This window comes from Microbacterium sp. H6 (assembly GCF_003314775.1).
In the GTDB taxonomy this organism is placed as follows: domain Bacteria; phylum Actinomycetota; class Actinomycetes; order Actinomycetales; family Microbacteriaceae; genus Microbacterium; species Microbacterium oxydans.
In genome coordinates this window covers 9,226-23,140 of the sequence record NZ_QOAY01000183.1, presented here as the reverse complement: position 1 = coordinate 23,140, position 13,915 = coordinate 9,226, and the positions used below count along the sequence as shown (strand labels likewise).

Here is a 13,915-nt window from a genome sequence, read left to right as displayed (position 1 = left end):
GGTCGTTGATCGATGTTGACCACCCGCCGGACCCCCTCGAGAGAGCCGTCGAGGACACCGTCGAGCCGCTCTGGGGTATCGGCAAGGAGCAACTCGTCGCCGGTCGGTTCGTCCTCCGCCGGAGTGCTGTGACCGAGGCGGTCACCGACGAGAGCCGGGAGGGCCTGGCTGACCAAGCTCGACTTGCCGGAACCCGAGACTCCGGTGACCGCGGTGAAAACACCCAGGGGAATGTCGATGGAGACGCCGTGCAGGTTGTTACGAGTCACGTCCTTCAAGTGGAGCCACCCGCGCGGGTCGCGAGGGGTGTGCGGGGGCAGTCCACTTCCACCGAAGAGGTAGCCGCGTGTCACTGAGTCCTTGACGTCGGCAAGCCCATCGGTAGGGCCGCTGTAGAGAACGCGGCCGCCGTGCTCGCCCGCGCCGGGGCCGATGTCCACGAGCCAGTCCGCGTGCCGCATGATATCGACGGAGTGTTCGACGACGAACAGGCTGTTTCCGCTTCTCTTGAGCCCGTCGAGGATCTTCAAGAGCGCTGTCACGTCTTGTGGGTGAAGGCCTGCGGATGGTTCATCGAGGACATAGACGACGCCGAACAGGTCGGAGCTGAGCTGTGTGGCGAGCCTGATTCGTTGCAACTCGCCACCCGACAGGGTCGGGGTGGTTCGACTTAACGACAGATACCCGAGGCCAAGATCGGTCAGTGGGCGGAGTCGCTCGATCAGCCCGGAAGCGAGTCGAGACGCAGCGGCGCGCTTCTCCGGCGAACGGTTTGCGGTGCGGCGCACATCGGGTGCGGCGGCGTGCGCGGACCCTCCGGCGGCGATGCGCTGCTCCGTGGCTGTGCGACGGGAATTGGCATGCAGCACAGCACCATTCGGAACGGTCTCGGCCTGTTGCGCTTCCGCAACAACGTCGGAGAGCATGTCAGCAAGCTCTCGAAGCGGCAACTGCGAGAACTCCGCGATGTCCAGGCCCTCGAACGTGACCGAGAGCGCTTCAGGCTTCAGCCGCTTCCCGTGGCAGACCGGGCATAGGGCAGCGTCGAGGTACTGCGCGACGCGACGCTTCATCGACGCGCTCTTCGAGTTCGCGAATGTGTCCAACACATACCGGCGGGCTCCGACGAAGGTGCCCGAGTAGCTCGGCTCGACCCCGGCCTTGGTCGCGGCGCGAGCCTCAGCAAGCGTCAACCGGGAGTGGACCGGAACGAACGGGGTCTCATCCGTGTAAAGGATCCAGTCCCGGTCTTTTCGTGGCAGATCTTTCCATGGCACGTCAACGTCATAGCCGAGGGCCACCAACACGTCGCGGAGCTGGTGTCCGTGCCATGCCGTCGGCCAGGACGCGATCGCGCGCTCCCGGATCGTGAGCGACGGATCCGGCACCATCCGCTCCTCGGGCACCGCGTAGACACGACCAATGCCATGACACTCCGGACAGGCCCCCTGCACCGTGTTCGCAGAAAAATCCTCCGCGTAGAGCATCGGCTGCCCATCCGGATAGTCCCCGGCGCGGGAGTACAGCATCCGCACGAGACTGGACACCGTGGTGATGCTTCCCACCGTGGACCGGGCACTGCGTCCTCCACGCTGCTGCTGCAACGCCACGGCCGGCGGCATCCCGGTGATGGAGTCAACATCGGGAACGCCCGCCTGGTCGATCAGACGGCGAGCGTACGGCGCCACCGACTCCAAATACCGTCGCTGCGACTCCGCGTACAGCGTCCCAAACGCCAACGATGACTTCCCGGAACCCGACACACCCGTGAACACCACTAACGAGTCCCGCGGAACGGAGAGGTCCACATTCCGCAGGTTGTGCTCCCGAGCACCCGAGACCCGAACCTGCGCGTCGGCGGCGGGTGAAGAATCAGACGAAGTCATGACCGGATCATAGTGGAGAAGGATCGCATCTTCATCGCCGACAGCTTGCGTGCGGGGTGGTCGCTGCGGAAGATCGCGGCCGAGCTGGGACGGCCGGCGTCGACGATCAGCCGGGAGGTTCGCCGGAACAGTCACCCCCGGTCGGGCGACTATTGTCCGTATGCCGCGCACGACCGGGCGATGGCGCGTCTGCCGCGGCCGAAGGCGGGGAAGATCGCACAGAATCCCGAGCTTCGGGACTACATCCAGCGCAAACTGGAGATCCGATGGAGCCCCGAGCAGATCGTGCACTCACTCAAGCGGGACTTCCCCGACCGACCGGAGGTGCGCGTGCCCACGAAACGATCTACCTCGCCCTCTACGTCCAGGGACGGGGTGAACTGCGCCGGAAGACCCACAAGCAGGCTCAGACTCGCCAGCCGCGCTACCGCGCCCCATGGTGATGATCAGTGATCGACCGGCTGAGGTTGAAGAGCGAGCCGTTCCAGGCCACTGGGAGGGCGATCTCATCATCGGGAAGAACAGCGGTTCCGCGATCGACACGCTCGTCGAGCGCACGACACGGTTCACGATGCTCGTCCACCTGCCCGACGACCACGGCGCCGTCACCGTCGGCGCCGCATTGGCACACACGATTCAGCGGCTCCCCGCGCACCTGCGCCGTTCTCTCACCTGGGACCAGGGCAGCGAGATGGGCAAGCACCGGTCGTTCACCATGTCGACCGACATGCCCGTGTACTTCTGCGGCCCCGCCTCACCCTGGCAACGCGGCTCGAATGAGAACACGAACGGTCTCCTGCGGCAGTACTTCCCGAAGAGCACCGACCTGTCAAAGTACTCGGCCGAGACGCTCGAGATGGTTGCTCATGAGCTGAACACGCGACCCCGCAAGACTCTCGACTGGGACACTCCCACTCAACGGATGGCGTGTCTGCTCAGCGCCAGGTAAGGGGCTCGGCCCGGGGCTGTCGCTGGGGACAAGAAAAATGCTAGACACGAGGGCATGACGATCTATCCGCACACGCACGCCCTTGGGCGAATCGATGTTCTTGATCTCCCCGACACCCCGGCGCTCAGCCGTGATGTCACTCTCGATGTCGATGCAGTGCAAACCGCGTGGCCTGAATTTGAAGGAGCTTTTGACTCGCTGCAGGGCCGCAAGATGATGGGGCTCGTCTTCGGCGGCAACGATATTTACCGCTTGTCATCCGTGCGCCTCGACCGAGACACCGCCAACTCACTCAGCCTCGACGAAACGACGATCCACGGCGGCCCCTACCTTCGCCTACGACTTCGTGGCAACGCACCTGAAATCTACGGGCAAATCGCTCCAGCATTCGATGCTCTCTTCGCCCTTGCGGATCACGACGATAACCGACCGCACATCGAGTACTACAAGCGAGAGGGCGAGGTCGACTGCCTCGTTCCAATCCGCCCCATCGCACCCTGATTCGACTCTCGAGTAACGATAGAAGTGCCCCTTCCGGCGAACGACCGGAAGGGGCACTTTCGTATGCTCAGAGGACGTCGTGTTGCAACGACCGCTGGAATCCGCCTAGTCTCAGGCGGGGAGCTTAGAGGCCGGGACGTCCAACTTTTCGATCGTGGGTTCGCTGAACAGTTTGCCGGCCAGAATCGCGGGTCACCCCCCGCGATTGGGAGACACGCCCTAGCTCTGGGCCTCGCCGAGGCGCGCTTCGGGCGTGAGCTCGACGCGGAGACCGCCGCCGGTCGCAGCCCGGGCAAGAGCACGACCCAGCGCAGGTGCCTGCTTGAACAAATTGTGACCGGCCACAAAAAGGACAGAGCCTGCCTCCCACACGGCCACGCCGTCCTCACTCCACGGGAGATCGGTCACCCAGCAGTGAAGGAAGTCGCGCGGCTCTGGGTGGAGACCGGGCAGCGCCCGTGTCACGTATTCGCGTGCGCGTTTGTCCAGCGATCGAATCGCCGCCGGGTCGATGAAAGTTCCGTCGTCGCGGACGCCGACGGTGTCGCTGAGTCCGACCGAATAGTTGCTGTTGCCCGGTAGCGGCGTCGCGTAGACGCCGACTTCGCCGAAGACGCCGCTGCTGTCCTGCAGGCACGCGACTCGTTCCGGGCCGGCGGCTTTCACGTCGAAGGTCAGCCTGACGTGTGCGGCAAGGCGAACCGGCAGCGACAGGCCGACGCTGCGTGCCAGGCGGGCGGTTTCGCGGCCGGCGCACACGATCACCTTGGAGTAAACAGCCCGGTCGGTGACGCTGCGCACCTCGACCGTCCCGTCGGCGCGGGGATCGATGGAGATGACCTCACCGGTGGTGACCGCATCTGCGAGGGCACCCGTGAGTGCCGTGATCGCGGCGCGGGTGCGGATCGCGCCGCCCGACTCGTCGAGCACCGCTGGCCCCGAGTACCCAGCAAGCAGCGGCATCCGCTGGGCGACCTCGGCCGCATCGATCTCGTGCGCTTCCACGCCGCCGACCTGGTCGAGCACCCGCAGCCGCGCCAGGGCGCTGTCTCCGATCGCCAGGACACCGTCTGATGAGACCAGCTCGACGTCGAAGTGTTCGGACCACTCATCCCATACGCCACGGCTTTCGCGCGCGAAAGCGACGAGTCGCGGGTCGTCGTGGGCATGCCGGAAGATCCGCGACTCGCCTGCGGACTGACCCGTCCCGGGCACACCAGCCTCGTACAAGCGCACCGGCACGCCCTGCTCCCGCAGCGCGTACGCCGTCGACAGACCGACGATCCCGCCCCCGATCCCTGCTACCTCGGGTGAACGCGTCGTGGCAACGCCGTCGTCAGTTCCTGTCATCGCGGTTCCCCGATCTGTTTAGGCCGCAAGAGAAGGGGCCGCTGCCACGACGTCAGCGGGCTGTGTAAGCCCGAAGTCACCGAGCGCAGCGACCCCTCCTTTCTGGGCCAGTACTCCCCGGTCTGTGGTGTCAGGCGGGGAGTTTGGAGCCCAGGACGTCCAATTTCTCGATCGTAGGCTCGCTGAACAGTTTGCCCGTCTGCTCGCCGAGAGCGGCAGCGACTGCGCCGGACAGGTGCGCGTCGCGGCCGGCGTCATCGGGGAACACGTCGAAGATCCCGAAGGAGGACGGGCCGAGACGGATCGCGAACCACGCGATGGTGGCCGGTTCCTCCTCGACGAGCCCTCGCCCGATGCCGAGGAATTCCTGGACCTCGTCTTCCTTGCCGGGCAGGGCCTCCACCCTGACAAGCAGTCCCTTTGTCACGCTCATGACGTCACCTCTTCCTGGGTCGAATTGCTCGCAAATTTCGCCACGATCGTGTCGCAGAACGCAGGCAGGTCGTCGGGTGAGCGGCTGGTGATCAGGTTCCCGTCGACCACGACGTCCTGGTCGACGACGTCCGCACCGGCGTTGCGCAGGTCTGTGCGGATGCTCGGGAAGGACGTCAAGGTGCGACCTCCGACCACGCCAGCCTCGATCAACGTCCACGGACCGTGACAGATCGCCGCCACGGGCTTGCCACTCTCGACGAAGTCGCGGACGAAGGAAACGGCGTCCTTGTCGACCCGGAGCTGGTCGGGGTTCACCGTGCCGCCGGGAAGTAGCAGGGCGTCGTAGTCGCCCGCCGAGGCGTCGGCGACCAACCCGTCGACGGTGAACGTGCCCGCTTCATCCAGGTCGTTCTTACGGGCCTTGATCTCGCCGTCGTGGATCGAGAGGACCTCGGTCTGAGCGCCGGCCCGTTCCAGTGCTTCGCGGGGTTGCTCGAGCTCAACGCGTTCGACTCCGTCGGCGGCGAGGATCGCGACCCTCTTGCCCTGAAGATCTGCTGCCATCTCAGTTTTCCTTCTTTCCGTTTGACATGCCGGGCTTGATGAGGACCTTGGTCCAACCCTTGGACCTGGCGTCGAAGTTCTTGTAGGCATCGGCGGCTTGGTCCAGCGAGATTTCGTGGGAGACGATCCAGGAAGGGGTCGCCTTGCCGGCCGCGATCAAGTCCCGCAGCCGGCGGTTGTACCGCTTGACCGGGGCTTGACCGCTTCCCATGGTCTGCCCCTTGAACCAATGTGTGCCGAAGTCGATGGCTGCCTTGCCCTGCCTGGCAAGGTCATCCTTGCCTCCAGGGTCCTGGGGGATGAACACGCCAACGGTGCCGATTCCTCCGGTGAAGCGGACCGAGTTGATGAGCATGTTCAGCGTGGCGGCGGTGTCCTCGTTGCCCTGCGGATCGTGGGCCTGGTAGCCCACGCATTCGCAACCACGGTCAGCTCCGAGCCCCATCGTCTCGTCGAGAACAGCCTGCACGGGGTCGACCTTGGAGTCGTCGATGGCAATCGCACCGATCTGCTCGGCCAGCGCGAGCCGGTCAGGGTGGCGATCGACCACCATCACCTTTGCTGCGCCCTTGATCATTGCGGACAGGGCGGCCATCAATCCGACCGGACCCGCCCCAGCGATCACCACGCTGTCGCCGGGGATCACGCCGGCCATCTCGGTGGCGTGGTAGCCGGTGGGGAAGATGTCAGAGAGCATGACGTAATCGTTCTCCCTCTCCTCCGCATCCTCGCCCAGGCGCAGCGCATTGTGGTCACCGAAAGGCACACGGAGCAGCTCCGCTTGGCCACCGCCATAGTGACCCATATCGGCGAACCCATAGGCCGCACCGGCGAACGATGGTTCGGGCTGGGTGGTGAGACAGTAGTTGGTCAGGCCACGTTCGCAGTTCTTACAGAATCCGCACGAAATGTTGAACGGGAGCACAACCCGGTCTCCGACCCTGACCTTCTCCACGCCACTACCGACCTCGATGACCTCCCCCATGTTCTCGTGACCGAACGTCCGGCCTACTTCGAAGGAGGTCCGCCCCTCGTACATGTGGAGGTCCGAGCCGCAGATGTTCGTCGTCGTTACCCTGACCAGCACATCGGTGGGTCGCTCGATCTTCGCGTCCGGGACCTCCTTCGTGCTGACCTGACGGGGCCCCTCATACACCACTGCTTTCATGTCCACTCCGATCCGATTGTGTTGCTCGATGTCTTTCTGGCAAGGCCTCTCCGACGCCGGCCCCATCGCTAGACAGCAAACGCCCCCAGGAACCACGTGTCAACGGGCTCGCCTTGGGTTGATGTGTAGCGATCGAGCCGGTATAGTGCCCGGGTCCGATGTAGGAACTGGTGACATCGAGCGTGGCTAGCCCGGGAGGGCTGGTCTGGAAGGATGTCACCAGTTCCTACACGACACACAATCCCAGGACGTCGGGCATCTCTATCTCCTCGCCGGAACCGCACGCGGCCAGGGTCATCATGAGGACAATTGCGGCAGTCACGCCGGCCACACGCTGTGCGTTCAAGGCAGCCATGCTGAGCTGGTTGGTGAAGCCCGTAGACTCAGCTATTGACACCGCTAGCCGTCTTCGGGGGAAGACTCGCAATATTCGTTGTCGCGACGGCGGCTCGCCAACCGTGACTCTTTCTCGGGTCGTTGGTGGGCCGTCGTTCTCGTGGAGTGAGTGCCGAATCGACGCTGCGAGATTCGCTGGCCGGTTCCCCGATGCGGCCCACCCCCACGACCCCGATCCTGACGGCAAAGGCACAGGAGTGATCGGGATCCATCCCTGCACCGTGCCAGATCTCGTGGCCGGTTCGTATGTCCGCGGGGACCGAGTAGGTTCACGTCATGGGGACACTCGAATACAACAGCTCCCGGCCGCCGATTCAGATCGACGACGAGACGCTGACGCATCTGAAGATCGTGATCGGCACCAAGCTCCGCCGCCAAGAGAGCTTCATGATGACCTGGCTCCCCCGCGACGAGGCTCCGGCCAGTCGTCTAACGATCTGGATGCATCCGAGCATCCCCCTCATCTTCGCCTTCGACGATGCCCTGCTGCGTCTCAGCGACCCCGCACGGATCGAACGGATGATGGAGCACGTCGCCTCGCGGGGTGAACTCGTCCTCGACCAGCTCCCCTGACGACCCCGTCCCCCCTGGCCGAGCGGACCCCGGGCGCAAAATTAGCCTTGTGCGGCATGGGGAAAGGTGGGACTGTTGTTTCGCGTCTGCGACATCGATGGGTGGGAGGCACCTTCCTGGGGACCGGTATCTTCGACGCGGTCGGGCGGTTGCTTTCCCTCCCCCAGAGTCTTCAGCAACCGCCCGATCACCAACGCCCGTCCCCGCGCATCGGGAGACGGCGTCCCGTGGTCACAATCCTCCCGACGCGCGTTGGTTTTCGACCGCGCGATCTCGTGCGGCACCGGTTACCTCTGCCGCTATGGTGAGCGTATGGCGACTCTCTACTACGGGGCATCCGATGATGCGATCCATATCGATGACCGTGCTCTCGCGCACCTGAAGATCGTCATCGCAACCAAACTCCGCCGCAACGAGTCGTTCTCTCTGTCCTGGAAGCACCCCGAAGGCGAGCCCGGCGGGCGCTCCACGATCTGGGTTCACCCCTCGATCCCGCTGCGGTTCGTGTTCGACGAACCCGAAGCCCCTCAGATCAACGTGAAGTGGGTGGAGCAGCTCATGCACACCGCGAACTCCAGCGGCGGGATCATGCTCGTCGACGAGGTCCTGGAGACGCCCGAGCTCGAGGCCAGCAACGCCTAGAGCAGATCCCAGTTCCCCGACGCGCTCAGCGACAACACCGAGTCGTCCGAGTCGTACGTGACGCTCTCATCGGTGATCAGCACCCGGCTGCGCGGCGTGATCAACGCTCTCACCTGGCGGCCCTCCATCGTCGTGAACCGCACAAATAGTCCCGCCGTCGCCACGGCAGCTTCCAGCTGTTCGCACAGCGCATCCACGTCCTGTGACGGGGACACCACGAAACGAGAGCCGTCGATGCTCACGTGGGTCTGCTCCACCGTCCGCTCATGCATAGAGAGCACCGTACGACAACCCCGATCCGTCGGCGAAAGGGGTTGCGCGAGCAGGTCACGTTAAGGCAGGTGCCAGGTCCTCTTCCGCCCTGGTGCCCTCCGCCGGTTCCGACACCACAAAGAGGCCGGCCGGCGAGTTCGCCGTGAACGCCAACGCATCTATCCACGCGCGATTGACCGGGGGTGTCCGGCTCCCGTAGTACTTGAACACGAGGTTACTGCCCGGGTGGATCCACACCGTCGTCCGGCCGCCGCCGATGCTGACATCTTCCCGCCAGGTGAACGGGAACGGCTCCCCGCGACGCAGCTTCGCCGTGATGACGAGCTGAACATGAGTCAGAGCGCGGTCCTCGATCTCGACCTTCTGGTCGCCCTCGTACGTGAACTTACCCATAACCAGCCTTCCTGCCGGGTGCATCACCAGTATCCCGCACACGCCCCTCGCCGCCTGCCTAAATCGGACGACCATGCCGGCAAAGTCATCGGCCTCGCCGACACGATCACCATCGTCACGTGGAGAGCCAACGGCAGCGCTGACCGCCTGCGTCTGGGTATCGCATGAAGCACGGGGTGCCCGCCATACAGGTCGAGGCACCCCGCTCGGAGTGGGCACCAAGGAGGGGGGACGGTGCAACCACTCCGTCTATGACGAATCGAAAAGCCGGGTAAGAGAAGCACACTCCAAGAACTCAACGCACGCAAGACACGAACTCGCGAGTGTTCAAGCTGCCGCGCCCAACCGAATGGATGCGTCGATCGGCCAAAATCGCCCACCAGAACCCTCTTTCGGAGAGTGTTACCGGCTACCAACCTGAGCACCCAGGACGCGCCAGTCGAAAACGATCGTTTCTGGCCGGACGGCGACGGCATGCGGAAGATCAGTCTGCGATACCCGACCGGGTTTGGGTCGGGCGTACGCTGATGATCTCGATCGCAGACGACAGGACGGCGACCATGGGTGACTCGGCACAGAGGCCGCGCAGTTCGCTGCTCTACGTGGAGGATGACGCCGACATCGCTGCGCTGACCGTCGAAGTGTTGGAAGACGTGTACGACGTCGAGCATGCCTCAGACGGCGAGACCGCGCTCCGGTTCGCGCTGAGCCGGCGGTATGACGTCATGGTGGTCGATCGACGACTCCCCGGCATGGACGGCGTGGATTTCATCCGTGCCGTGCGCACGGCCCACATCACGACCCCCATCCTGATGCTGACCGCGCTCGGTACCGTGGACGATCGTGTCACCGGTCTGGACGGCGGAGCGAACGACTACCTGGGGAAGCCCTTCGATTACGACGAGCTGCTGGCGCGTCTCCGTGCGCTGCGGCGCGCGTTCCGGGCTGATGGGGGGCAAAAAGTATCCGGTGCCCGAAGGGAAAGTAGGGGCACCGGATACGTCGTGAAACTTGAGGGTGTTACTTGTCGGTCAGAGAGTCCTTGACGTTCTGACCGGCCTTCTTCGCGCCAGCCTTGGCCTGGTCGGCGTGACCGTCGGCGGTGGTGGACTTGTCGTTGGTTGCTTTGCCGGCGGCTTCCTTGGCTTTGCCTTTCAGATCTTCGGCGGTGTTCTTGATGTCGTCTCCGATACCCATCGGATTCTCCTTTCAGTGGACTGACGGTTGGGTCAGCGGTCGGTGTGGTGGGTGGTGTCGTCCTCGAGCTCGATCTCTTCCTTGCGAACTTCGGCGCTGACCTGCTCGGTGTCGGTCTTCGTTTCGGTGCCGATGCGGACACGCTCGACCGGTACTGTTTCCTTCGCGATCACGGGGCGTTCTTCGGTGAGGACGACTTCGTGCTCTTCTTCGCTGATGTCGGGGCCGTCGAGAGCGTCGCCGACGTTTCCGTCAGTGATCGGCTCCCGCTCGAGGCGAACCTCTTCGTGGCTGACGGGGACGGAGACGGTCTCCTGTTCGGTGACGACGTACTTGCGGAGGCGGGCTCGACCGGTCTCGACCCGTTCGGTGCCGACGTGCAGCTGCTCCTCGGACCGGGTCATCGCGTCGTCGGTGGTCGGGCCGGAGGTGTCGTACCCCTCGACCTGAGCGGTGTTACCGTCTGCGGGAGCGGTGGCAGGAGCACCGCCGTGTCCGTAATAGGTGTACAGCTCGTTTTGTTCTGCGTCGGTGAGGTCGGTGCCCGAGTCGATGCGCGGAGCGTCTTTGACGACGTCCTTGGTGTGCGGGACGCGGAGTTCCCCGTCGACGGCGTCGGCCTGGTCGAGGGGAACGAACGATTCGGAGGTACCGAACAGGCCGGTCACCACTGTCGCCCAGTTCGGGCGGCCGGTGGTGGGGTCGACATAGATCTGGCCGACCTTTCCGATCTTGTTGCCCTCAGTGTCGGTGACGTTGGCTCCGATGAGACTGGCGATGTTCTGTTCGCTGATCATGCGATGCTGCCGTTCGTTCGTTCGTTGATGGGGCGGAGGGAGAGAAACGCTTAAAGACGCGGATGTCTGCCGCAGGGTCAGCGGCCGAGTCCGACGCGGTCGACCTTGCGGTGGTAGCGCATTCCTGCGAGGCCGCCGAGGATTGCGCCGAGGAGAGTGACCACGGCAGCGCCGAGGGCGGTGAGGATTCCGGTGAGGGAGGTGGTTGTCCTCCCGGAGATAGAGGCGTACTGTATGCGACCTTACATAGTAAGGCTCCGGCTCTGGCGTTGTTCGAGATCCGGCGGGCCGTGTACACCGTAAGGCTGCTCGGTGCAAGGGTCCTGATGAAGTCGGGTGCGGGGGTCTACAACAGGATTCACCGATCGGTTTGATCGGTCCGCGAGAGGAGCACTAATGTCGGACAACTATGAGACGACCAGCCCGAGCGGCTCGGACGTACGATCCCCGGATTCCTCAGGCAAGGTGGACGCTGCCAAGCAGGAAGCCTCTGACCTGAAAGACACGGCCACGTCGCAGGCGAAGGATGTTCTGGGTACGGCCAAGGATGAAGCGGCTTCTGTCGTCGGGGAGGCGAAGACTCAGGCGAAGGATCTGTACGCGCAGACCCAGCGGGAGCTGTCGGAGCAGGCCAACACGCAGCAGCAGCGCCTCGCGGGAGGTCTTCGCTCGGTCAGCGACGAACTCAGTTCCATGGCCACTAACTCCGACGGCAGCGGCGTCGCCAGCGATCTGGTCCAGCAAGTCTCGGGTCGCCTGTCCGCAGCCGCGACGTGGCTCGGTGACCGCGATCCCGGTTCCGTGCTCACGGAAGTCAAGCGTTATGCCCGCCGCAAGCCGGGCACGTTCATCCTCGCCGCAGCGATCGGCGGAATCGTCGTCGGCCGCCTCACTCGCGCTCTCGCCGCGAACGCGTCGGACGAGAAAAACGCCTCATCGGCACCAGTGTCGCCGCCGCAGCAGGTGCACCCGGACCCCTCGGTACCTGTCCCTGTCGTGAACGACCTCGGCGCGGGCGGCACCCCCGTCTACACACAGACGGCTTCTAGCCGTCCGGATCTTCTCGGGGAGGGCGGCTATGACCGACCCAACGCCGTCTGAGGCGAAGGCCGCGTCGACGTCTATCGGAGATCTGCTGGCCGAGGTCTCCCGTGACATTTCGACGCTCATGCGCCAAGAGGTCACGCTCGCCAAAGCGGAGTTGAAGGACTCGGCAACCAAGTCCGCCAAGGGCGCAGGCCTCATGGGTGCCGCCGGCTACGGAGGGCTGATGGCGGTGTTCTTCTTGTCTGTCGCACTGTGGTGGGCACTGGGGACCCTGATTGGCGGAGGCTGGTCTGGCGTCGTCGTCGCCGTTCTCTGGGCGATTATCGCCGCGATCCTGTTCCTGGTGGGACGGACTCAGTTCAAGCAAGTCAAGGGCGCCCCGCAAACCGTGGACACCCTCAAAGAGATCCCCGAAACGCTGAAGAGAAATGAGGAGAACCGATGAGCGATTCACCCGATGAGATCCGCGCCGACATCGAGCGGACCCGCCAAGACCTCGGCATGGATGTGGACGCGCTGGCCGACAAGGTCTCGCCGTCGAAGATCGTGGACCGGCAGATCGACAAGGTCCGCGGAGTTTTCGGCTCCGTGCGGGAGCGTGTGATGGGCGCCGCAGACGACGCCGGCTCCTCACTGTCGGGCGCTGGATCTCACGTCGGCGACGTGAAGGACCGCGCCGTGGCCAAAGCGGAAGGCAATCCGCTCGCGGTCGGATTGATCGCTTTCGGTGCCGGTCTGGTCGTCGCCTCGCTGATCCCTGCATCGTCGAAAGAGAAGGATCTCGCTGCCACGGTGAAGGAGCAGGCGCAGCCGCTGGTGGACGAGGTCACAGACGTCGCGAAGGAAGTCGGCGAGCATCTGAAAGAGCCCGTGCAGGCCTCCGTCGAATCCGTGAAGGAATCGGCGCAAAACTCCGTCTCCACGGTCAAGGATGAAGCACAGAACGCCGCCGGTGAAGTGAAAGACCAGGCTCAGCACGCTCGCGAGAACATCTCCGACAACTGACCTACACGGATCGGGCGGGCCCGTCATCAGACGGGCCCGCCCCCCACGATGAAGGACTCGCGATGAGCAGCAAAGCCCCCTCCACCGAACGCAACGCCCCGGACCCCGAATCCACCAGCAAGCCCGACTCCCCGGACGATCTGCACAAGAGGTCCTGGAAGTACGTGTTGCGGAAAACGATCCGCGAGTTCTCTTCCGATCAATGCACCGACATCGCCGCGTCGCTGACGTACTACGCGGTGCTGTCGGTCTTCCCTGCCCTCATCGCAATCTTCTCGCTCCTCGGTGTCGTCGGCCAAGGAAAAGCCGCCAGCGACGCAGTGCTGGGAATCATCGAGCAGGTCGCTCCCGGTGACACGGTCGACACGATCCGTGGGCCGATCGAGCAGATCGCCGAGTCTCCGGGTGCCGGTTTCGCTCTCATCACCGGTATCCTGCTGGCCATCTGGTCGGCATCCGGCTACGTGGGCGCGTTCAGCCGTGCGATGAACCGGATCTATGAGATCGAGGAGGGCCGGCCGTTTTGGAAGCTGAAGCCCGCCCAGCTGCTGGTCACAGTCATCATCATCGTGCTGCTCGTTCTCGCCGCGATCATCCTCGTCGTCTCCGGCGACGTCACCAAAGCGATCGGCGATGCCCTCGGCATCGGCGACGTTCCCCAAACGATCTGGTCCATCGCCAAGTGGCCTCTGCTCGCCTTCATCGTGGTGTTGGTCGTCGCGATCCTCTACTACGCCAC

The 13,915-nt window shown here is 64.3% G+C and carries 16 protein-coding genes and 2 pseudogenes; 9 read left to right on the top strand and 9 right to left on the bottom strand.

The window, feature by feature from the left end; translation table 11 throughout:
• Positions 1-1,565, bottom strand: a pseudogene (locus tag DSP71_RS11785) (excinuclease ABC subunit A); the annotation flags it as partial.
• A 306-nt stretch (positions 1,566-1,871) separates the two neighbouring features.
• Here DSP71_RS11785 and DSP71_RS22715 point away from each other — a divergent pair.
• Both DSP71_RS22715 and DSP71_RS11775 read left to right on the top strand, forming a co-directional pair.
• A pseudogene (locus DSP71_RS22715) lies at positions 1,872-2,835 on the top strand (IS30 family transposase).
• A gap of 54 nt (positions 2,836-2,889) precedes the next feature.
• Complete coding sequence (locus DSP71_RS11775) at positions 2,890-3,336, top strand: AraC family transcriptional regulator (protein WP_113681179.1); 447 nt, start codon at positions 2,890-2,892, stop codon at positions 3,334-3,336.
• 219 nt (positions 3,337-3,555) lie between these two features.
• On the opposite strand, the gene DSP71_RS11765 is transcribed toward DSP71_RS11775, so the two are convergent.
• From DSP71_RS11765 to DSP71_RS11750, 4 genes are all read right to left on the bottom strand, one after another.
• A complete protein-coding gene (locus DSP71_RS11765) occupies positions 3,556-4,686 on the bottom strand; it encodes an FAD-binding oxidoreductase (protein ID WP_113681178.1) in 1,131 nt (376 codons plus the stop codon).
• A 130-nt stretch (positions 4,687-4,816) separates the two neighbouring features.
• Entirely contained in the window at positions 4,817-5,119 is a 303-nt protein-coding gene (locus DSP71_RS11760; RefSeq protein ID WP_113681177.1) for a putative quinol monooxygenase, read from the bottom strand.
• Positions 5,116-5,685 (bottom strand): type 1 glutamine amidotransferase domain-containing protein, encoded by a 570-nt coding sequence (locus DSP71_RS11755; protein ID WP_113681176.1) that lies wholly within the window; start codon positions 5,683-5,685, stop codon positions 5,116-5,118. The genes DSP71_RS11760 and DSP71_RS11755 overlap by 4 nt, the downstream gene beginning before the upstream one ends.
• A 1-nt stretch (position 5,686) precedes the next feature.
• Positions 5,687-6,853, bottom strand: a complete 1,167-nt coding sequence (locus DSP71_RS11750) for a glutathione-independent formaldehyde dehydrogenase (protein WP_113681200.1) — start codon at positions 6,851-6,853, stop codon at positions 5,687-5,689.
• 672 nt (positions 6,854-7,525) lie between these two features.
• Here DSP71_RS11750 and DSP71_RS11745 point away from each other — a divergent pair.
• Both DSP71_RS11745 and DSP71_RS11740 read left to right on the top strand, forming a co-directional pair.
• On the top strand, positions 7,526-7,822 hold the full coding sequence (locus tag DSP71_RS11745; protein WP_113681175.1) for a hypothetical protein: 297 nt from the start codon (positions 7,526-7,528) through the stop codon (positions 7,820-7,822).
• Positions 7,823-8,134: 312 nt separating this feature from the next.
• Positions 8,135-8,464 carry a hypothetical protein gene (locus DSP71_RS11740; protein WP_113681174.1) on the top strand — a complete coding sequence of 110 codons (330 nt, stop codon included), beginning with the start codon at positions 8,135-8,137 and terminating at the stop codon, positions 8,462-8,464.
• Here the strand turns inward: DSP71_RS11740 and DSP71_RS11735 are convergent.
• Together DSP71_RS11735 and DSP71_RS11730 are read right to left on the bottom strand one after the other, a co-directional pair.
• Positions 8,461-8,736 carry a hypothetical protein gene (locus DSP71_RS11735; protein ID WP_113681173.1) on the bottom strand — a complete coding sequence of 92 codons (276 nt, stop codon included), beginning with the start codon at positions 8,734-8,736 and terminating at the stop codon, positions 8,461-8,463. The genes DSP71_RS11740 and DSP71_RS11735 overlap by 4 nt on opposite strands.
• A gap of 55 nt (positions 8,737-8,791) precedes the next feature.
• Positions 8,792-9,130 carry an ATP-dependent DNA ligase gene (locus tag DSP71_RS11730; protein ID WP_113681199.1) on the bottom strand — a complete coding sequence of 113 codons (339 nt, stop codon included), beginning with the start codon at positions 9,128-9,130 and terminating at the stop codon, positions 8,792-8,794.
• Between the two features lie 323 nt (positions 9,131-9,453).
• On the opposite strand from DSP71_RS11730, the gene DSP71_RS23675 reads away from it, so the two are divergent.
• Entirely contained in the window at positions 9,454-10,176 is a 723-nt protein-coding gene (locus DSP71_RS23675; RefSeq protein WP_258546398.1) for a response regulator transcription factor, read from the top strand.
• Here the strand turns inward: DSP71_RS23675 and DSP71_RS11720 are convergent.
• The gene (locus DSP71_RS11720) at positions 10,151-10,327 is read right to left on the bottom strand and encodes a CsbD family protein (protein ID WP_113681172.1); all 177 of its coding nucleotides are present in this window, start codon (positions 10,325-10,327) and stop codon (positions 10,151-10,153) included. The genes DSP71_RS23675 and DSP71_RS11720 overlap by 26 nt on opposite strands.
• Before the next feature lie 32 nt (positions 10,328-10,359).
• On the bottom strand, positions 10,360-11,124 hold the full coding sequence (locus DSP71_RS11715; protein ID WP_113681171.1) for a DUF2382 domain-containing protein: 765 nt from the start codon (positions 11,122-11,124) through the stop codon (positions 10,360-10,362).
• 396 nt (positions 11,125-11,520) lie between these two features.
• Between DSP71_RS11715 and DSP71_RS11710 the strand changes: the two genes are divergently transcribed.
• From DSP71_RS11710 to DSP71_RS23670, 4 genes are all read left to right on the top strand, one after another.
• Positions 11,521-12,225, top strand: coding sequence for a hypothetical protein (locus DSP71_RS11710; RefSeq protein WP_113681170.1), 705 nt, complete (start codon positions 11,521-11,523; stop codon positions 12,223-12,225).
• Positions 12,203-12,616: a phage holin family protein gene (locus DSP71_RS11705; RefSeq protein ID WP_113681169.1), complete on the top strand. Its 414-nt coding sequence runs from the start codon at positions 12,203-12,205 to the stop codon at positions 12,614-12,616. Before DSP71_RS11710 ends, DSP71_RS11705 begins: the two co-directional genes overlap by 23 nt.
• Positions 12,613-13,176, top strand: a complete 564-nt coding sequence (locus DSP71_RS11700; protein ID WP_113681168.1) for a DUF3618 domain-containing protein — start codon at positions 12,613-12,615, stop codon at positions 13,174-13,176. Before DSP71_RS11705 ends, DSP71_RS11700 begins: the two co-directional genes overlap by 4 nt.
• A gap of 62 nt (positions 13,177-13,238) precedes the next feature.
• Positions 13,239-13,915, top strand: a 677-nt coding sequence (locus tag DSP71_RS23670) for a YihY/virulence factor BrkB family protein (RefSeq protein WP_258546397.1), incomplete at its 3' end; no start/stop codon positions are given.

What these genes read in the sequence shown, in the direction of transcription:
- DSP71_RS11750 (WP_113681200.1), bottom strand. Translation starts at nt 6,853, where the DNA reads ATGAAAGCAGTGGTGTATGAGGGGCCCCGTCAGGTCAGCACGAAGGAG.
- DSP71_RS11760 (WP_113681177.1), bottom strand. Translation starts at nt 5,119, where the DNA reads ATGAGCGTGACAAAGGGACTGCTTGTCAGGGTGGAGGCCCTGCCCGGC.
- DSP71_RS11730 (WP_113681199.1), bottom strand. Translation starts at nt 9,130, where the DNA reads ATGGGTAAGTTCACGTACGAGGGCGACCAGAAGGTCGAGATCGAGGAC.
- DSP71_RS11705 (WP_113681169.1), top strand. Translation starts at nt 12,203, where the DNA reads ATGACCGACCCAACGCCGTCTGAGGCGAAGGCCGCGTCGACGTCTATC.
- DSP71_RS11745 (WP_113681175.1), top strand. Translation starts at nt 7,526, where the DNA reads ATGGGGACACTCGAATACAACAGCTCCCGGCCGCCGATTCAGATCGAC.
- DSP71_RS11755 (WP_113681176.1), bottom strand. Translation starts at nt 5,685, where the DNA reads ATGGCAGCAGATCTTCAGGGCAAGAGGGTCGCGATCCTCGCCGCCGAC.
- DSP71_RS11740 (WP_113681174.1), top strand. Translation starts at nt 8,135, where the DNA reads ATGGCGACTCTCTACTACGGGGCATCCGATGATGCGATCCATATCGAT.
- DSP71_RS11775 (WP_113681179.1), top strand. Translation starts at nt 2,890, where the DNA reads ATGACGATCTATCCGCACACGCACGCCCTTGGGCGAATCGATGTTCTT.
- DSP71_RS11710 (WP_113681170.1), top strand. Translation starts at nt 11,521, where the DNA reads ATGTCGGACAACTATGAGACGACCAGCCCGAGCGGCTCGGACGTACGA.
- DSP71_RS11715 (WP_113681171.1), bottom strand. Translation starts at nt 11,124, where the DNA reads ATGATCAGCGAACAGAACATCGCCAGTCTCATCGGAGCCAACGTCACC.
- DSP71_RS11700 (WP_113681168.1), top strand. Translation starts at nt 12,613, where the DNA reads ATGAGCGATTCACCCGATGAGATCCGCGCCGACATCGAGCGGACCCGC.
- DSP71_RS11735 (WP_113681173.1), bottom strand. Translation starts at nt 8,736, where the DNA reads ATGCATGAGCGGACGGTGGAGCAGACCCACGTGAGCATCGACGGCTCT.
- DSP71_RS11720 (WP_113681172.1), bottom strand. Translation starts at nt 10,327, where the DNA reads ATGGGTATCGGAGACGACATCAAGAACACCGCCGAAGATCTGAAAGGC.
- DSP71_RS11765 (WP_113681178.1), bottom strand. Translation starts at nt 4,686, where the DNA reads ATGACAGGAACTGACGACGGCGTTGCCACGACGCGTTCACCCGAGGTA.